Source organism: Pseudoduganella albidiflava (assembly GCF_004322755.1).
Classification (GTDB): domain Bacteria; phylum Pseudomonadota; class Gammaproteobacteria; order Burkholderiales; family Burkholderiaceae_D; genus Rugamonas; species Rugamonas albidiflava.
The window spans coordinates 4,528,598-4,543,930 of sequence record NZ_CP036401.1 but is presented as its reverse complement, the minus strand read 5'-3'; the positions used below and the strand labels follow the sequence as shown (position 1 = coordinate 4,543,930).

Sequence of the window (15,333 nt, the reverse complement as noted above, 5' to 3'; positions counted from 1 at the left end):
TGTGAATCCGGTCATGTTCGCTATGCTTCGGCTGGTTTTCCACCAGCCCGCGTGCCCGCCATGACCGTCCCCGCCTCCAGAACCGATCGCTGCTTCGTCATCATCAACCGCCTGGTCAGCCTGCTGCTCCTGCTCGCTCTGCTGGGCATGCTCGCAGGCGCTGCGGTGCTGGGCTACCTGTCGCTGGCGCGCGGCCCGGTGAAGGGGCCGGGGATGGTCAAGGCCGAGGAAAAAACCGCGGAAGCCGGCAAGCGCGTCGTCCTCGGTTTCGCGGCAGTGGAAAAGGTCCATGGCGCCGATATCGACATGGTCCGGCTCGTCGTGATGGACCGGGAGCGCGATTACTCGTACGAGCGCAGCGACGGAACACGCAATGTGCTGTTCATCCACGGTGCCGGCCAGCCATCGCACTGGCTGTTCAAGGAGCACGGGAACACGGTGACGGTCCTGCGGCAGTTGCAGGAAAGCGAGCACCGCGCTGGCTCGCCCGCGCTGGCGCTCTACATCGAATACACCACGCCCCGGCCAGCCGATGCGGTTCCGGACGGTAGAAGGCCGGTGTTGAACTTCGGACTGGCCAGGCCCGACGGTACCGGCATGACCGTCGTACTGAAGGACATCACGCGGGTATTGTCCCATCGCGTGACCGCCGAGCGGCGCGTCACCGTCCTGTTCCAGCGCGGTACCGCACTCTGGCAAGCCACCATCGCGCTGGATGATTTCACCATCGTCGGCGAGCGCGAAGTGGCCAGGCTGCCGACTTCGATCTGACGCCATGGCGCCCCCGGCCAATCACCGGGCCGGCATGGCGACGCAGCAAAATTGCTATGCCACGGCATTGCATTTCGGTTACCATGCGCGCTTGGGTGCGCTCTTCCCGTTCCGGGGAAAGCGTTAAACGGGAAACCGGTGAAGCCGCCACGCGCGGCCATTCCGGTGCAGCCCCCGCTGCTGTAAGCCTGACGGATTCCGCCTGTTAGCCACTGCGATCGCTCGCGGGAAGGCGCGGATGAAGAATGACGGCGAGCCAGAATACCGGCCCAAGCAAGTCAGCACCATTCCCCGGGGTGACGGGAAGCCGCTGTCGAAGCGGCCTGCCGTCCCGGCCCCGCCTCGACCGTCTTTTCATCCTCCCGCCGGTGCTCTTATGGACCATTCGACGGGAGGATTCGAATGCATATCATGGAAGGTTTCCTGCCGCCCGCGCACGCGCTGGGCTGGTCGGCCGTCTCCGCCTGTTTCCTGGCCGCGGGCCTGCGCGCGATGGCGCGCGACCTGCGCCAGCATCCCGAACGGCGCATGCTGTTCGGCGTCGCCGCGGCATTCGCGTTCCTGCTCTCGGCACTGAAGCTGCCATCCGTCACGGGCAGCTGTTCGCATCCCACCGGCGTGGGGCTCGGCGCATTGCTGTTCGGCCCCGCCGCGATGGTGCCGGTCGGCTTCGTGGTGCTCCTGTTCCAGGCCCTGCTGCTGGCCCATGGCGGCGTGACGACGCTGGGCGCCAACATCTTCTCGATGGCCGTCGTCGGCCCGTTCGTGGCTTACGGCGTGTTCCGCGCCGCCGCCGCGCTGGGCATGTCGCGTTCCGCCGCCGTGTTCGCCGCGGCGTGCCTGGGCGACCTGGCCACGTACGCCACCACCTCGCTGCAACTGGCCTGGGCGTTTCCCGATCCGGTGGGCGGCATGGCCGCTTCGCTGGCCAGGTTCGCCGGCATCTTCGCCCTGACCCAGGTGCCTATCGCCATCAGCGAAGGGTTGCTGACGGTGCTGGTGGTGAACGCCATCGCCCGTTTCCACGGCCATGAACAGCAGGCCGCGCCGGTGTTCGCGCACCGTGGCAGGGAGCGCACATGAGGCGACAGATGAGGTTGAAGATAAAGGCGCGCACCTGGCTGGCCTGGATCGCGATCGTGCTGCTGACGGTACTGCCCTTGTGGCTGGCCGGCGGGGCCGCGTTCGGCGGCGCCGATGACCTGGCGCGCGAAGCCATCGGCACCATCGCGCCGGGCTATGCGCCGTGGTTCTCTCCCGTGTTCGAGCCGGCCAGCGGCGAGATCGCCTCGCTGCTGTTCGCATTGCAGGCTGCACTGGGCGCGGGCGTGATCGGCTACTGGCTGGGCCTGTCGGTCGGGCGCGAGCGGGCCCGCGCGGCCGCGGGAAAATCCGATGCTGGTTGAAACAGCAGCTTACGCGAGCCGCTGGCGCGGCGTTGCGCCATCGGCCAAGGCATTGTTCGCGCTGGCGGGCATCGCTGCCGCATGGATCGCCTGCCGGCCCGCCACGCTGGCGGTCCTGGCGCTGCTGCCGATGCTCGCTGCGCTGCTCGGCGCACGCGTGCCGCTGCGCACCTGGCTGGCGGTGGCACGGGCACCGCTCGGTTTCCTGCTGCTGGCCTGCGCCACCTTGCCGGTCGGCCCCGGCGTGCATGGCAACTGGCAGTGGAATGGCGCGATGGTGCCGGTGGCGGTGCACGCGGGCTTGCGGGCGCTGGCCGTGCTGGCGGCGCTGCTGGGCTTCGTGCTGACCACGCCGCTGCCCGACCTGCTGTCGCTGCTGCGCCGCCTGCGCACGCCGGAGGTGCTGCTCGACCTGATGGCGCTGTGCTACCGCATGCTGTTCGTGCTGCGCCGCGCCTGGGACGACGGTGTGGAGGCGCAGCGCGCGCGCCTGGGCTATCCCGGCTGGCGCCATGGATGGGTACAAACATGGCGTTCGACCGGCCTGCTGGCCGGCCATGTCGCCCAGCAGGTCTGGCTGCGGGCGGCTGCGCTGCAGGTGGCCGCGGATGCCCGTTCCTATACCGGCACACTGCGTTTCCTGCCCGCCGCATTCCCCCGGGCGCGGCGCCAGAACGCGCTGGCGCTGCTGGCCGGTGCGCTGCTCGTCGCGCTGGCGCTGGGAGACCGCTGGTGACGGACCATCCCGTGCTCGAACTGGCCGGCGTGGATCACGTCTATCCGGATGGCGGCACCGGCCTGCGCGGCTGCACGCTGGCGCTCGGCCGCGGCCGCCGCCACGTGCTGCTGGGCGCGAACGGTGCCGGCAAGTCGACCGTGCTGCGGCACCTGAACGGCCTGCTGCGGCCGTGTGCCGGGGAACTGCGCTGCGACGGCCAGCCCGTCGGCTACAGCCGCGCCGCACTGGCCGGGCTGCGGCGCCGTGTAGGCCTGGTCTTCCAGGACCCCGAGCGCCAGCTGTTCGCCGCCCACGTCGGCGAAGACGTCTCGTTCGGTGCGCTCAACCTGGGCCTCGACGCCGCCACCGTGGCGGCCCGTGTCGATGCCGCGCTCGATGCCGTCGGCTTGCGCGACTACGCCGGCCGCGCCGTGCATCACCTGAGTTTCGGCCAGAAGAAGCGCGTGTGCATCGCCGGCGTGCTGGCGATGGAGCCGGAAGTGCTGCTGCTCGACGAACCGATGGCGGGGCTCGATGCGCCGATGCAGGCCAGCCTGGCCGCGCTGCTGGACCGGCTTGTCGCGCGCGGCGTAACGGTACTGCTCACCACCCACGACGTCGATTTCGCCTTCGCGTGGGCCGACGATATCCATTTGCTGGCCGCCGGCCGCTGCATCGCCTCCGCACCAGCGGGGCAGCTGGCCGCGCGTGCCGACCTGCTGCAGGCCGCCGGCCATCGCGTGCCGCTGGCCTTCGCGCTGCATGCGCAACTGGCGGCGCGCGGCGTGCTGCCGCCGGCCCCGGCGCCGCGCAGCCTGCCGGCGCTGCTGGAAGCGCTACGCGCGCTGCCGGCCACCTCGACCATCCTGGAGAACACCGCATGACCATTGAAAACCCCGGCAAAGTGTGGTTCGTCGGCGCCGGCCCGGGCGATCCGGAACTCGTCACCGTCAAGGGCCGCCGGCTGCTCGGCGAAGCGGGCGCCGTGCTGTTCGCCGGCTCGCTGGTCGACCGCGCCGTGACGCTGTACGCGCCGGCGGACTGCACGATCCGCGATTCGAAGGACATGACGCTCGAAGAGATGACGGCCTGGCTGGTCGAACAGGCGGCCCTGCACCGCACGGTGGTGCGCCTGCAGACGGGCGATCCGGGCCTGTACGGCGCGCTGATCGAACTGGCCCGCCCGCTGGGCGCGGCCGGTATCGAGTGGGCCGTCGTGCCTGGTGTGTCATCGGCGATGGCCTCGATGGCCGCCGCCGGCGAATCGCTGACGCTGCCCGAAGTCACGCAGACCGTGATCCTCACGCGCGTGGCGGGGCGCACGCCGATGCCGGAAGGCGAAGACCTGGCCAGCCTGGCCGCGCACCGCACCACGCTGTGCATCTTCCTGTCGATCACGCTGCTGCACAAGGTGGAAACGGCGCTGCGCGCGGCTGGCTGGCCGGAAGATTCGCCGGTGCTGGTGGTGCACAAGGCCAGCTGGCCCGGCGAGGAAAAGATCCTGCGCGGCACGCTGGCCGACATCAAGGCGCGCTGCCGCGAGGCCGGCGTGGCCAGCCAGGCCATGATCGTGGCCAGCCCCACGCTCGGCGCGCTGCACTGGGAAACGCTGGCCCGCTCGAAATTGTACGACCCGACCTTTACCCATCGTTATAGAAAGGCAAGCGCATGAACGGACCCATCATGATGCAGCCGGCGCCGCCCGCGGCGGCCGCGCCGCTGACCGCGCAGGTGTCCCCGCAGGTAAGCGAGATTATCCTCATCGTCGGACACGGCTCGCGCGAGGATTCCGGCAACCGCGAGATCCGCGAGTTCACCGAGCAGTGGCGTGCCCGCCAGCCTGGCTGGCGCATCGAACTGTGCTTCATCGAGTTCGCGCCGCCGGAACTGAACGCCGCGCTGCTGGCCGCTGGCCGCGCTGCGCGGCGGGTGCTGGTGGTGCCGCTGATCCTGAATGCCGCAGGGCACGTGAAGATGGAAATTCCCGAGGCGATCGAGGCGGCGCGTGCGGCCTGCCCGCAGGCGGAGATCCTGCTGGCGCCGCACCTGGGCGCCAGCGACCCGGTGCTTACCGTGCTGCGCCGCCGCCTGCGGGGCGCCATGGCCACGCTCGACATGCCCGATCCCACCACCACCGGCGTGGTGCTGCTGGGCCGCGGTTCCTCGGACCGCGGCGCCAATGGCGACATGGCGAAGATGGCGCGCTGGCTGCTGGAAGAGGGCGACCATGAGCTGGTCGACCTGGCCTTTACGGGCATCACGTGGCCGCGCCTGGAAAAGGTGGTGCAGCGCCAGGTGCTGCTGGGCATGCGGCAGGTCGTCGTGCTGCCTTATTACCTGTACACGGGCACGCTGATGCAGCGCATCCACCGCCAGGTCGAGCACCTGCGCGCGCAGTATCCGCAGGTGCGCTTCGCGTGTACCGAGCATTTCGGCTTCGAGGCGGAAATCTTCGCGCTGATGGAAGAGCGGGTGGAGAACCTGCGCGCCGGCGTGCCGGACAGCCGCCTGCCATGCGACGGATGCAGCTACCGCGAGATCGCCCATGACCTGGGACACGGGCATTCGCATGCGCATACGCACGCGCCCGGGCCCGACCATGGCCATGCCCACGGGGCCGGCGATGGCCACGATCATGGACACGCACACGGGCATGAGCATGGGCATGAGCATGGCCACGACCACGGTCATGGCCATGAGCATGAGCACGGCCACGAACATCACCACGGCCACGACCACGGCAAGGCAGGGGTGCCCGCATGAGCAGCGTGAACACCGTCACCGAGCAGCTGACCCGTGCCGGCCAGGTGATCGAGCATGACAGCTTCGCCATCATCGATGCCGAAACGGGCCCGCACGCTTACACGGCCGCGCAGTGGCCGATTGTGCGGCGCATGATCCACGCGAATGCCGACTTCGATTTCAACGGCCTCACGGACTTTCATCCCGACGCCGTGGAAGCGGGCATCCGCGCCATGCTGGGGGGCGCCACACCGGTCGTGGCCGACGTGGAGATGATCTGCTCGGGCCTGTCGCAGCCGCGCCTGGCGCACTTCGGCATGGCCACGCACCAGTTCATCAGCGATGGCGACGTGATCGAGCTGGCCAGGGCCGAGGACACCACGCGCGCCGTGCAGGCGATGCGCAAGGCCCACCGCCTGGGCTTGCTGGACGGCGCCATCGTCGGCATCGGCAACGCGCCCACCGCGTTGATCGAACTGGTACGGCTGATCCGCGAGGAAAGCGTGCGGCCGGCGCTGGTGGTGGGCATGCCGGTCGGCTTCGTGTCGGCCGCCGAGTCGAAGGACATGATGGCGCAGGTGGGCGACGTGCCGTGGATCGTGATCCGCGGCCGCAAGGGTGGCTCCACGCTGGTGGTGGCGGCGCTGCACGCGCTGCTGGCGCTGGCCGAGGAACGCCAGAAGAATCCCGCGGTGGCGCGCCCGTGAAGGAAAAGGCGGCAACCGAACGGGGGACCCGTACCGGCTTCACCACCGGTGCCTGTGCCGCCGCGGCCGCGCGCGCGGCGATGCTGGGCCTGGCCACCGGCCGCGTGCCGGAAGAGGTCGAGGCCTTGCTGCCGAACGGCAGCCGGGTGGTGTTCGCGGTGCACGACGGCCGCTGCGGCGATGGCCGCGCCCACGCGATGGTGATCAAGTTCGCCGGCGACGATCCGGATTGCACGGATGGCGCGCACCTGACGGTCGACCTGCGCCTGCTGCCGGGCCAGGCCGGTGCCGTGACATGGGTGGCCGGCGACGGTGTCGGCACGGTGACGATGAAGGGCCTGGGCCTGGAAGTGGGCGGGCCGGCCATCAATCCCGTGCCGCGCAAAAATATCGCCGACAACCTGCGCGAAGCGGCGCCCGGCCTGCTGGCCGAACACGGCATCGAGGTGACGATCAGCGTGCCCGACGGCCAGGTCATGGCGAAGAAGACCACCAATGCGCGCCTGGGCATCCTGGGCGGCATCAGCATCCTGGGCACCACCGGCATCGTCAAGCCGTATTCCACGGCGGCCTGGCGCGCCAGCGTGGTGCAGGGCGTGCAGGTGGCGTCCACCGCCGGCCATGGCATGGTGGCGCTGACGACGGGCGGGCGCACCGAAACGTTCGCGATGGCCACGCTGCGCGGCGAGCGGCCGGCGCTGCCGGCCGCCTGCTTCGTGCAGATGGGCGACTTCCTCCGCTATGCGCTCGACGAAGCCGTGGCGCAGGGCATCGGCCTCGTGGTGCTGGCCGTCATGGTGGGCAAGCTGACCAAGATCGCCCAGGGCGAAACGATCACCCACGCCAACCGCAGCGAAGTCGACACCGACCTGGTGGCGGAGATCGGCCGGCGCATCGGCGCCAGCGCGGAAGATTGCGCCGCCATGGCGGCCGCCGAAACGGCGCGCTTCGGCGCCGAGCTGATGGTCGAAAGGGGCCTGGGCGAGGCATTCCACCGCGCGCTCGCGCAGGCCGCCATCGATACGCTGACGGCGCCGGACCGCTATGGCCGCGCCTTTCAACTGCGCGTGCTGGTGTGCGACTTCACGGGCGAACTGGTGGCGGACGTATGGTCGGCCCCGGCATTGCCGCGCGAACGCCCCGCCAGCGCCGGCCGCACCGGCGTCGCCCACATCGCCGATACCGAAACCTGAACTCCGGGACCTCATTCATGGACAACCGCATCGACACCGACGACAAAGACCCCAACCCCTGCCGCGTGATCGGCGTGCTCGACGATGGCGTCGCCAGCCTGAACGCCACGGCGCTGGCGCACCTGCGCAGCGCCGACGTGGTGATCGGCGGCGCCCGCACGCTGGCGCTCTTGGCGCCCGAGCTGAAAGCCGGCACCGTGTGCCACGACCTGACCGGCCGCCTGAAGGACGTGCCGGCGTGGGTGCGTGCCGCGCGCGCCGACCACCTGCAGTGCGTGGTGCTCGCCACCGGCGACCCGCTGTGCCACGGCATCGCCCCGTACCTGGCGCAGCACCTGTGCGTGCAGGCGCTCGATATCCTGCCCAACCTGTCGACGCTGCAGCTGGCCTGCGCGCGCATCGGGCTGGCCTGGCACGATGCCGCCATCGTCTCGGTGCATGCGAAGGATGCCGGCGAGTGGCGGCGCGGGGCCACGCCGGAGCACGGCCTGTACGGGCTGGCGCAGGCGCTGCGCACCCATGCGCGGCTGCTGGTGCTGACGAGCCCCGACAACAGCCCGGACCGCATCGCCCGGCTGCTGCTGGCCGAGGGCCTGGGCGACGATTTCCTGATGGCGGTGGCGGAAAACCTGCTGCAGCCGGAAGAACGCGTACTGGCCGAGCTGCCGATGGCCGATGCGGCCGGCATGCGCTTCGCCCCGCTGAACGTGGTGCTGCTGTGGCGCGTGGCGCCGGCGCCGCGGCCGGTGCGCTTCGGCCTGCCGGACACGGCGTACGTCCAGCGCCAGCCGGAGAAGGGCCTGATCACCAAGCAGGAAGTACGCGCCGTCAGCCTGGCGCGCCTGCAGCTGCGCGCGGACAGCGTGGTGTGGGACATCGGCGCCGGCTCGGGCTCGGTGGGCCTGGAGGCGGCGCGCCTGTGCCCCCACGGCCACGTGTACGCCATCGAGAAGAACGAGGCCGACCATGCGATCGCCGCGCAGAACCACGCTGCCTTCGGCGTGGCCAACTACAGCCTGCACCACGGCAAGGCGCCGGAGGGGCTGGATGCCTGGCCCGACCCGGATGCCGTGTTCATCGGCGGATCGGGCGGCGAACTGGCCGGCCTGATCGGGGGTGTGATGACGCGGCTGCGCCCCGGCGGCACGCTGGTGATGAATTTCGTCACGCTGGAGAACCTGGCCACGGCCACCGCGGCACTGGCCGCCCTGGAAGAGGGCGGCGCAGGGAATGACTTCGCATGGGACGTGGTGCAGTTGCAGGCCGCGCGCAGCAAGCCGATCCTGCACATGCACCGCATGGCGGCCGAGAACCCGGTATGGATCGTGTGCGCGCAGCGGGCCGGGAGCGCGGCATGAGCGGAACGCTGTTCGGCATCTCGCTGGGCCCCGGCGATCCGGGCCTGATCACCCGCGCCGCGTGGGCCGCGTTGGAGCGGCGCGACGCGGTCTGGGTCTACCCGGCGCGCAGCGGCAAGACGCCCAGCTATGCGCTCGATATCGTGCACCGTGCCGGCCTGGCGCCGCCGGACGAGCACGCGCTGCTGCTGTTCCCGATGACGCACGATGGCGAGAAGCTGGCGCGCGCGTGGCTGCGCGCCGCCGAGACCGTGCTGCCCTGGCTGCGGGCCGGGCGCGACGTGCTGTTCCTGGTCGAAGGCGACGCCAGCACCTATGCCACGTTCGGCCACCTGGCGCGCACCGTGCGTGCGTTGGACCCGCGCGTACCGGTCGAGATCATCGCCGGCGTGAATGCCTTCACGGCCGCCTGCGCGCTGGCCGATGTGCCGTTCGCCGAGCAGGACGACACGGTGGCGATCGTGCCGGCCGCCTATGGCGTCAGCGCGGTGGACCGGCTGCTGCCGGACTTCGACACGCTGGTGCTGATGAAGGTGAAGCCGATCCTCGATGAACTGGTCGACTGGCTGGAGCGGCGCGAGCTGCTGGCCGGCGCCCATTTCATCGAACGGGTGGGCGCGCCGGACGAGCGGCGCTTCAGCGGCGACGCCATCCTGGACCTGCGCGGCACGAAGGTCAGCTACCTGTCGCTGCTGATCGTGAAACACCCGCACCGCATCCGCGGCGAACGCATCAAGGGCTGCCTGAGGAAGGACGGCCCGCCAGTCCCACACATGGAGAACGCATGACCGATTTTGCCAGTACCGAGAGCAATGCCAGCAACGACGTCGCACCTCGCCTTTGCCTGGTGGCGATCACCAAGCACGGCGCCGCGCAGGCCGCGCGCCTGGCCGCCGACCTGCCCGAAGCCGACATCTGCGCGGCAGCGAAGTTCGCCGGCGCCTTCGCCGGCCTGCCGAACCGCATCCACCCGTATGGCGGCGCGCTGCGCGACGAGATCGGCCCGCTGTTCGCCGGCTACGACCAGCTGGTGTTCTTTGTTTCGCTGGGCGCGGTGGTGCGGCTGATCGCGCCGCACCTGCGCAGCAAGGACGAGGACCCCGGCGTGATCGTGGTCGACGACGCTGGCCAGTATGTGATCCCGGTGCTGTCCGGCCACGTGGGCGGTGCCAACGAATGGAGCGAGCGCGTGGCCGCGCTGCTCGGCGCGGTGTCGGTGCTGACCACCGCTTCCGACGTCGGCCGCACGATCCCGGTCGATATCCTCGGCCGCCACCTGGGCTGGCGCGTGGAAGCGCCGAAGATCAATGTCACGCGGGTCTCCGCCCATGTCGTCAACGGCGAACCGGTCGCCTTCGTGCAGGAAGCGGGCAGCCCGCACTGGTGGACCCGGCCCACGCCGCTGCCGGACAACATCCACCGCTTCACCTCCTTTGCCGACGTGCCGCTGGAGCGCTACGCGGCGCTGCTGTGGGTGACCCATGCCGAAGTGCCGCCCGGCCAGTGGGAAGCGCTGCACGAGCGCCTCGTCGTGTACCGCCCGCCCGTGGACGGCGCGCCGTGAGCAGCACCGTGGAAACCTATGCCGTCGGCCTCGGTTGCGACCGCGGCGTGGCGTTGCAGACCGTGCGCGAAGCCGTCCAGGCCGCGCTGCTCGCGGCCGGCGCGGTGCCCGCGCAGGTGACGGCGGCGGCGTCGATCACGCTGAAGCGGGACGAGGCCGCGCTGCTGGCCATCGCCGGGGAATACGGCTGGCCGCTGCACTTCTATGCGGCCGCGGAATTGGCCGCCGTGCCGGTGCCGCATCCGTCGGCCACGGTACTGCGCCATACGGGCACGCCGTCGGTCAGCGAAGCGGCCGCGCTGCTGGCCGCCGGGGCGGGCACGCCGATGACGGCGCTGGTCGTCGAAAAACACAAACACCGGGGCGCCGATGGCCGGCATGCCACCGTCTCGATCGCCAGGAGAACACCATGAACGATGTATCCGCAGTATCCGCAGTATCCGCAGTATCCACACTATCCGGGTTGGCCGAATCGTCCGGCTCGTCCTTGTCGTCCGGAATACGGCCGCCGGCCGCCGCCGGCAAGATCATGCTGGTGGGGATCGGCCCCGGCAGCGTGGACCACATGACCGCACGGGCCCGCGCGGCCATCGCCGAAGCCGACGTGGTGATCGGCTACGTCACCTACATCAAGCTGGTCGCCGATCTCCTCGACGGCAAGGAAATCATCCGCAAGTCGATGACCGAGGAACTCGACCGCGCCGTCAGCGCGCTGGCGTCGGCACGTGCCGGCAAGAAGGTGGCACTGATCTCGTCGGGCGACGCCGGCGTGTACGGCATGGCCGGGCCCACCTACGAAGTGCTGTTCCAGTCGGGCTGGACGCCGGACGATCCCGTGCAGGTGGAGATCGTGCCCGGCGCGTCGGCGCTGAACAGCTGCGCCGCGCTGGTGGGCGCGCCGCTGACCCACGACTTCTGCGCCATCTCGCTGTCGGACCTGCTGACGCCATGGCCGACCATCGCGCGCCGCCTCGACGCGGTGGCCATGGCCGACTTCGTGGTGGCGCTGTACAACCCGAAGAGCGGCCGCCGCACGCGCCAGATCGTCGAGGCGCAGCGGCTGTTCCTGCGCCACCGCAGGGCCGATACGCCGGTGGCGATCGTCAAGAGCGCCTACCGGCGCCGCGAGAACATCGTGTTCACCACGCTCGACCGGATGGCCGACGCGGACATCGGCATGCTCAGCACCGTCCTGATCGGCAACAGCAACACGTTCGTGCGCGACGGCCTGATGGTCACGCCGCGCGGCTATGCCAACAAGTACGATATGGAAGAAGGTGGCGCAACCCGTGCCGGCGAAAAGGCAGGCCGGTCGCTGTCGACGGGTTTGCTGGGCTGGCTCGACCAGCTGCAGGCCGAGCATGCGGCGGGCGCCACCATCGAGGCGCTGGCCGCACGCCACCGTTTGCCGGCCGACTACATCGCCGCCACGCTGGCCGAGCCGTGGGAAGACGAAGCCGTGCCGGCCGGGGAGGGCGAAGCATGAGCGATGCCGGTGAAGTAGTAAAACCGAAGATCGGCAGCTACCGGCGCCACCTGCTGGTGTGCACGGGCCCGCGCTGCAGTGCGGACGGCGCGTCGCAGGCACTGTTCGACAGCCTGGGCGACCGGCTGAAGGAGGCCGGCCTGACCACCGGCGAGCTGCGCGTCAAGCGCAGCCGCGTCGGCTGCTTCGCCGCCTGCAAGGGCGGCCCGATCGTGTGCGTGCAGCCGGACGGCACGTGGTACTACAACGTCACGCCGGAGAACATGGACCGCATCATCGGCGAGCACCTGTGCAATGGGCGGCGCGTCGACGACCTGGTGTTCCACCAGGCGGGCGAAGATTGATTCAGGCCGCTGGCCGCTTCGCCGCCACGCCCCAGGCGTTTTCGTACAGGATCTCGCCCAGGTCGCGGCGGCTGTCCCAACGCTCGGCCTGGAGCATCGGTTCCGGATAGAACTCGTCGACATGGCCCACGCACAGCAGCGCGATGGGGCGGCTGCCGTCGGGCATCCCGCACAGCGCGCGCACGTGCTCCGGATCGAACAGCGATACCCAGCCGACGCCGATGCCCTCGGCGCGTGCGGCGAGCCAGAAGTTCTGGATCGCGCAGGAGGCCGATGCCAGGTCCATGTCCGGCATGGTGCGCCGGCCGAACACGTATCTTTCGCGGCCTTCCACGAGTCCCACCACGAGCAATTCTCCGCACGCCAGGATGCCTTCCACCTTCAGGCGCATGAATTCCCCGGAGCGCTCGCCCAGTGCCTCGGCGGTGAGCACGCGCTCGGCGTCCACGTGGGCATGCAGCCGGCGCCGCAACGCGGCATCGGTGATGCGCAGGAAGCGCCACGGCTGCATGTAGCCCACGCTCGGGGCGCTGTGCGCGGCGGCGATGAAGCGCGCCAGCTGCTCCGGGTCGATCGGGTCGGGGAGGAAATGGCGCATGTCGCGGCGTTCGCGGATGGCGCGGTAGACCGCGTCGATGGCGTCGCTGTCGTACTGGTGGGGGTTGGTCATCGGAAGAACATCGCAACTGGCGGAAATGGCGACTCTAGCATGTGGTCATCGCGGCGGGAAAGGGCGGTACGGCGCGAGTCCACCCCAGAAGCAAATTCCGGGGTCAGACCCGCCGGGTCTGACCCCAGCCCTTCGCTTTTGGGGTGAACGCATGCGCTTGCAACGTGCGAAGTCCGCGCGGATCGTTTCGCCCGGCCTCACTTCTTCCCAACCGATTTCGGCAGCTCGCGCACCTGCGGGGCTTTCTCCGCCTCGGCGATCGCCGCCTTGCAGTTCGTGTCCGGCACCTTCGACACGTTCACCAGCGGCAGCACGGCCGCCAGCGGCGATACGGCGCCCAGCGCGATGGCCGCGCCGGCCTTCAGCGCCAGCGGGCCCTTGTACGGCCCCACGTCCGGGTTGGCGAACGTGCCTTTCGCATACAGCGGCGTGCGCAGCGAGAAGATGCGGGTGCCCTTGGTTTTCGGGCGCACGTCGAGGTTCAGCTGTTCCTGGGCCAGGTCCACGTAGCCGCTCACGTCGACCACCGCTTCATCCGTGTCGAGCACGAAGCGCTGCACGTTGGCGCGGCCATTGCGCACCGCCGCCTCGGCGGCCAGGCAATTCATGTTGATCTGCTTGTCGCCGAACACCTTCACGAACACCGCGTTGGCCACGTTCAGGCCGGCCAGCTCCAGGATGAACTGGCTGACCGAGCCTTCCGTCACCACGGCGTTCAGTTCGCCGTTCGAGGTCGCCAGCATCGAAGCGACCGTGTTGCCCCTGCCGGCCAGCGCCGCGTCGCCGTTGATCTCGCCGAAGCTGCCGCGCATGGATTCCAGTTTCGGGAACAGCCGGTTGATCTTCAGGTGCCGCGCCGCCACGCGGGCCTGCGCATCGATGGCCTTGTCGCGCCCGTCGAGCGAGATGTTGGACGTGACCTTGCCGCCCGCCATGCCGAAACTGAGCGGCGTGAGCTTCAGGACCTTGTCCTTCATGTGCAGGTCGGCGACCAGGTTTTCCAGCGGGATGTCGTTGGTGCGCACGATGCGCTTGCCGGTGAATTTCACGTCCGCATCGAGCGCGCCCCACTTCGCGGTATTGAACTCATTGACGGGCAGGGCCTTGCCGGCCGGCGGCGCCTTCACCTTGCCGGCCTGTTTCGTGCCGGCGCCCGTGTCTGCGCCCACGGAAGGGCCCAGGTCCGCCAGCCGCAGTTGTTGCGACGTCAGCTCGCCGCGCAGCAGCGGGCGCGGCTTGCGCTGCGAGTAGGCCAGCGTGCCGGCGATATCGCTGGCGCCCACCTTGCCGGAAAACTTCTGGTACGTGAAGGTCCACGCATTGGCGTCGTTCTTCTCGCCCAGCAGCCGGCCGTGGGTTTCATAGGGCGGCGTCGACGGCAGCAGCACGCCAGTCAGCGGATACAGGTCGGCCATGCTGGGGCCGGCCAGTTTCAGTTGCAGGTCCAGGCCGGACAGCGATTTCGGATCGCTCAGCGTGCCTTTCACGGAAATCCGGTTGCCGCCGAGATCGGCGTTCGCCTCGACCGGGAAGGTGATGTCCGAACCCGTCAGCGTCAGCACCGCGCCGGCCTTGCCGCCGCCCGTCACCGGCGCCTTGTTGTAGCGGCCGCCCAGCGTGAAGGCCAGGCCATACGGCTGGGCCCCAGGCGCGGCGGGCGTGGTATTCCCGTTGATGGATTTCGCTTGCGCGTTCAGGTCGAGGCCGATCGCTTCATCCAGGTAGCGCAGCGTGCCGCTGGCGAAGGCCAGGCGCTGGATGTCGACTTCCCACTCGGACGGGCCGTTATCCTTCAGCGTCCAGGAATTGCTGCCATCCTTGCGGCGCTGCAGCGCCACGTTCGGCTCGGCCAGGCGCAGGTCGGTGATGACGAATTCCTTGCCCAGCAGCGGCAGGATGCGGAAGCCCATGTCCACCCTTTTTGCGCTGGCCATCTGCCTGCCCACCGTGCTCCACGCCGGGTTGCGCATGCGGATATCCTCGGCGCTCACATACGGCCGCGGCACATAGCGGCGCCAGCCCGTTTCGCTGTCGAGGCCGCGATGGAATTTCACGTCCAGGTTGCCCTGGATGGCGAATTCGCGCCCCGTGGTCTCGGACACCTTGCGGTTGATGTAGGGCTTGAGCATGTTCCAGTCGAACAAGGCGAACAGGATCAGCAATCCCACGATTGCCGCGAGAATGGCGCCGCCGATCTTGACGGCCCTGGAGTTTTTTTTCATGTCAGTCGCCACCTGGTTGAGCGGCGCCGCGGCGGCCGAAATCCGCTTTGTACGCCAGAAAACACAAGCCTACCGCCAGCCGCATGCCTTGTTTGTTAGACACACAACCAAGTGTGCATATTCGCCATGCCCGCTTGCCAACTGTGTGAGAT

The 15,333-nt window shown here is 69.5% G+C and carries 17 protein-coding genes and 1 riboswitch; of the genes, 15 read left to right on the top strand and 2 right to left on the bottom strand.

Annotation, left to right across the window (positions count from 1 at the left end):
• The first annotated feature begins 60 nt into the window (after positions 1 to 60).
• From EYF70_RS18695 to EYF70_RS18625, 15 genes are all read left to right on the top strand, one after another.
• Positions 61 to 771: a hypothetical protein gene (locus EYF70_RS18695; RefSeq protein ID WP_131146756.1), complete on the top strand. Its 711-nt coding sequence runs from the start codon at positions 61 to 63 to the stop codon at positions 769 to 771.
• A 76-nt stretch (positions 772 to 847) separates the two neighbouring features.
• A riboswitch (cobalamin riboswitch) is annotated at positions 848 to 1,058 on the top strand.
• 115 nt (positions 1,059 to 1,173) lie between these two features.
• On the top strand, positions 1,174 to 1,854 hold the full coding sequence (locus EYF70_RS18690; protein WP_131146755.1) for an energy-coupling factor ABC transporter permease: 681 nt from the start codon (positions 1,174 to 1,176) through the stop codon (positions 1,852 to 1,854).
• An 8-nt stretch (positions 1,855 to 1,862) separates the two neighbouring features.
• A complete protein-coding gene (locus EYF70_RS18685) occupies positions 1,863 to 2,177 on the top strand; it encodes an energy-coupling factor ABC transporter substrate-binding protein (RefSeq protein WP_131146754.1) in 315 nt (104 codons plus the stop codon).
• Entirely contained in the window at positions 2,167 to 2,913 is a 747-nt protein-coding gene (locus EYF70_RS31680; RefSeq protein WP_131146753.1) for a CbiQ family ECF transporter T component, read from the top strand. The genes EYF70_RS18685 and EYF70_RS31680 overlap by 11 nt, the downstream gene beginning before the upstream one ends.
• Positions 2,910 to 3,779: an energy-coupling factor ABC transporter ATP-binding protein gene (locus EYF70_RS18675; RefSeq protein ID WP_165497733.1), complete on the top strand. Its 870-nt coding sequence runs from the start codon at positions 2,910 to 2,912 to the stop codon at positions 3,777 to 3,779. The genes EYF70_RS31680 and EYF70_RS18675 overlap by 4 nt, the downstream gene beginning before the upstream one ends.
• A complete protein-coding gene (gene cobM / locus EYF70_RS18670; RefSeq protein WP_131146752.1) occupies positions 3,776 to 4,567 on the top strand; it encodes a precorrin-4 C(11)-methyltransferase in 792 nt (263 codons plus the stop codon). The genes EYF70_RS18675 and cobM overlap by 4 nt, the downstream gene beginning before the upstream one ends.
• 14 nt (positions 4,568 to 4,581) lie before the next feature.
• Positions 4,582 to 5,658, top strand: a complete 1,077-nt coding sequence (locus tag EYF70_RS18665) for a sirohydrochlorin chelatase (protein WP_131149194.1) — start codon at positions 4,582 to 4,584, stop codon at positions 5,656 to 5,658.
• A complete protein-coding gene (locus EYF70_RS18660) occupies positions 5,655 to 6,344 on the top strand; it encodes a precorrin-8X methylmutase (RefSeq protein WP_131146751.1) in 690 nt (229 codons plus the stop codon). Before EYF70_RS18665 ends, EYF70_RS18660 begins: the two co-directional genes overlap by 4 nt.
• Positions 6,341 to 7,537, top strand: a complete 1,197-nt coding sequence (locus tag EYF70_RS18655) for a cobalt-precorrin-5B (C(1))-methyltransferase (protein WP_131146750.1) — start codon at positions 6,341 to 6,343, stop codon at positions 7,535 to 7,537. The genes EYF70_RS18660 and EYF70_RS18655 overlap by 4 nt, the downstream gene beginning before the upstream one ends.
• 17 nt (positions 7,538 to 7,554) lie before the next feature.
• Entirely contained in the window at positions 7,555 to 8,895 is a 1,341-nt protein-coding gene (gene cbiE / locus EYF70_RS18650; RefSeq protein ID WP_131146749.1) for a precorrin-6y C5,15-methyltransferase (decarboxylating) subunit CbiE, read from the top strand.
• Positions 8,856 to 9,683, top strand: a complete 828-nt coding sequence (cobI, locus tag EYF70_RS18645; protein ID WP_131146748.1) for a precorrin-2 C(20)-methyltransferase — start codon at positions 8,856 to 8,858, stop codon at positions 9,681 to 9,683. The genes cbiE and cobI overlap by 40 nt, the downstream gene beginning before the upstream one ends.
• Positions 9,680 to 10,459: a cobalamin biosynthesis central domain-containing protein gene (locus tag EYF70_RS31255; RefSeq protein ID WP_131146747.1), complete on the top strand. Its 780-nt coding sequence runs from the start codon at positions 9,680 to 9,682 to the stop codon at positions 10,457 to 10,459. Before cobI ends, EYF70_RS31255 begins: the two co-directional genes overlap by 4 nt.
• A complete protein-coding gene (locus EYF70_RS31250; RefSeq protein WP_131146746.1) occupies positions 10,456 to 10,872 on the top strand; it encodes a cobalamin biosynthesis protein in 417 nt (138 codons plus the stop codon). The genes EYF70_RS31255 and EYF70_RS31250 overlap by 4 nt, the downstream gene beginning before the upstream one ends.
• Before the next feature lie 116 nt (positions 10,873 to 10,988).
• Positions 10,989 to 11,945, top strand: a complete 957-nt coding sequence (gene cobJ, locus EYF70_RS18630) for a precorrin-3B C(17)-methyltransferase (protein ID WP_131149193.1) — start codon at positions 10,989 to 10,991, stop codon at positions 11,943 to 11,945.
• Positions 11,942 to 12,289: a (2Fe-2S) ferredoxin domain-containing protein gene (locus EYF70_RS18625; protein WP_131146745.1), complete on the top strand. Its 348-nt coding sequence runs from the start codon at positions 11,942 to 11,944 to the stop codon at positions 12,287 to 12,289. Before cobJ ends, EYF70_RS18625 begins: the two co-directional genes overlap by 4 nt.
• A 1-nt stretch (position 12,290) precedes the next feature.
• Here EYF70_RS18625 and bluB read toward each other — a convergent pair whose 3' ends face one another.
• The gene (gene bluB, locus EYF70_RS18620; RefSeq protein ID WP_131146744.1) at positions 12,291 to 12,959 is read right to left on the bottom strand and encodes a 5,6-dimethylbenzimidazole synthase; all 669 of its coding nucleotides are present in this window, start codon (positions 12,957 to 12,959) and stop codon (positions 12,291 to 12,293) included.
• A 197-nt stretch (positions 12,960 to 13,156) separates the two neighbouring features.
• Positions 13,157 to 15,181, bottom strand: coding sequence for an AsmA family protein (locus EYF70_RS18615; RefSeq protein WP_131146743.1), 2,025 nt, complete (start codon positions 15,179 to 15,181; stop codon positions 13,157 to 13,159).
• Positions 15,182 to 15,333 lie beyond the last annotated feature (152 nt).

Bases quoted from the DNA above. Each gene is read 5' to 3' on its own strand.
- EYF70_RS18625 (WP_131146745.1), top strand. From the start codon at position 11,942: ATGAGCGATGCCGGTGAAGTAGTAAAACCGAAGATCGGCAGCTACCGG.
- EYF70_RS18665 (WP_131149194.1), top strand. From the start codon at position 4,582: ATGCAGCCGGCGCCGCCCGCGGCGGCCGCGCCGCTGACCGCGCAGGTG.
- cobJ (WP_131149193.1), top strand. From the start codon at position 10,989: ATGCTGGTGGGGATCGGCCCCGGCAGCGTGGACCACATGACCGCACGG.
- bluB (WP_131146744.1), bottom strand. From the start codon at position 12,959: ATGACCAACCCCCACCAGTACGACAGCGACGCCATCGACGCGGTCTAC.
- cbiE (WP_131146749.1), top strand. From the start codon at position 7,555: ATGGACAACCGCATCGACACCGACGACAAAGACCCCAACCCCTGCCGC.
- EYF70_RS18685 (WP_131146754.1), top strand. From the start codon at position 1,863: ATGAGGTTGAAGATAAAGGCGCGCACCTGGCTGGCCTGGATCGCGATC.
- cobI (WP_131146748.1), top strand. From the start codon at position 8,856: ATGGATCGTGTGCGCGCAGCGGGCCGGGAGCGCGGCATGAGCGGAACG.
- cobM (WP_131146752.1), top strand. From the start codon at position 3,776: ATGACCATTGAAAACCCCGGCAAAGTGTGGTTCGTCGGCGCCGGCCCG.
- EYF70_RS18615 (WP_131146743.1), bottom strand. From the start codon at position 15,181: ATGAAAAAAAACTCCAGGGCCGTCAAGATCGGCGGCGCCATTCTCGCG.
- EYF70_RS18660 (WP_131146751.1), top strand. From the start codon at position 5,655: ATGAGCAGCGTGAACACCGTCACCGAGCAGCTGACCCGTGCCGGCCAG.
- EYF70_RS31680 (WP_131146753.1), top strand. From the start codon at position 2,167: ATGCTGGTTGAAACAGCAGCTTACGCGAGCCGCTGGCGCGGCGTTGCG.
- EYF70_RS18695 (WP_131146756.1), top strand. From the start codon at position 61: ATGACCGTCCCCGCCTCCAGAACCGATCGCTGCTTCGTCATCATCAAC.
- EYF70_RS18690 (WP_131146755.1), top strand. From the start codon at position 1,174: ATGCATATCATGGAAGGTTTCCTGCCGCCCGCGCACGCGCTGGGCTGG.
- EYF70_RS31255 (WP_131146747.1), top strand. From the start codon at position 9,680: ATGACCGATTTTGCCAGTACCGAGAGCAATGCCAGCAACGACGTCGCA.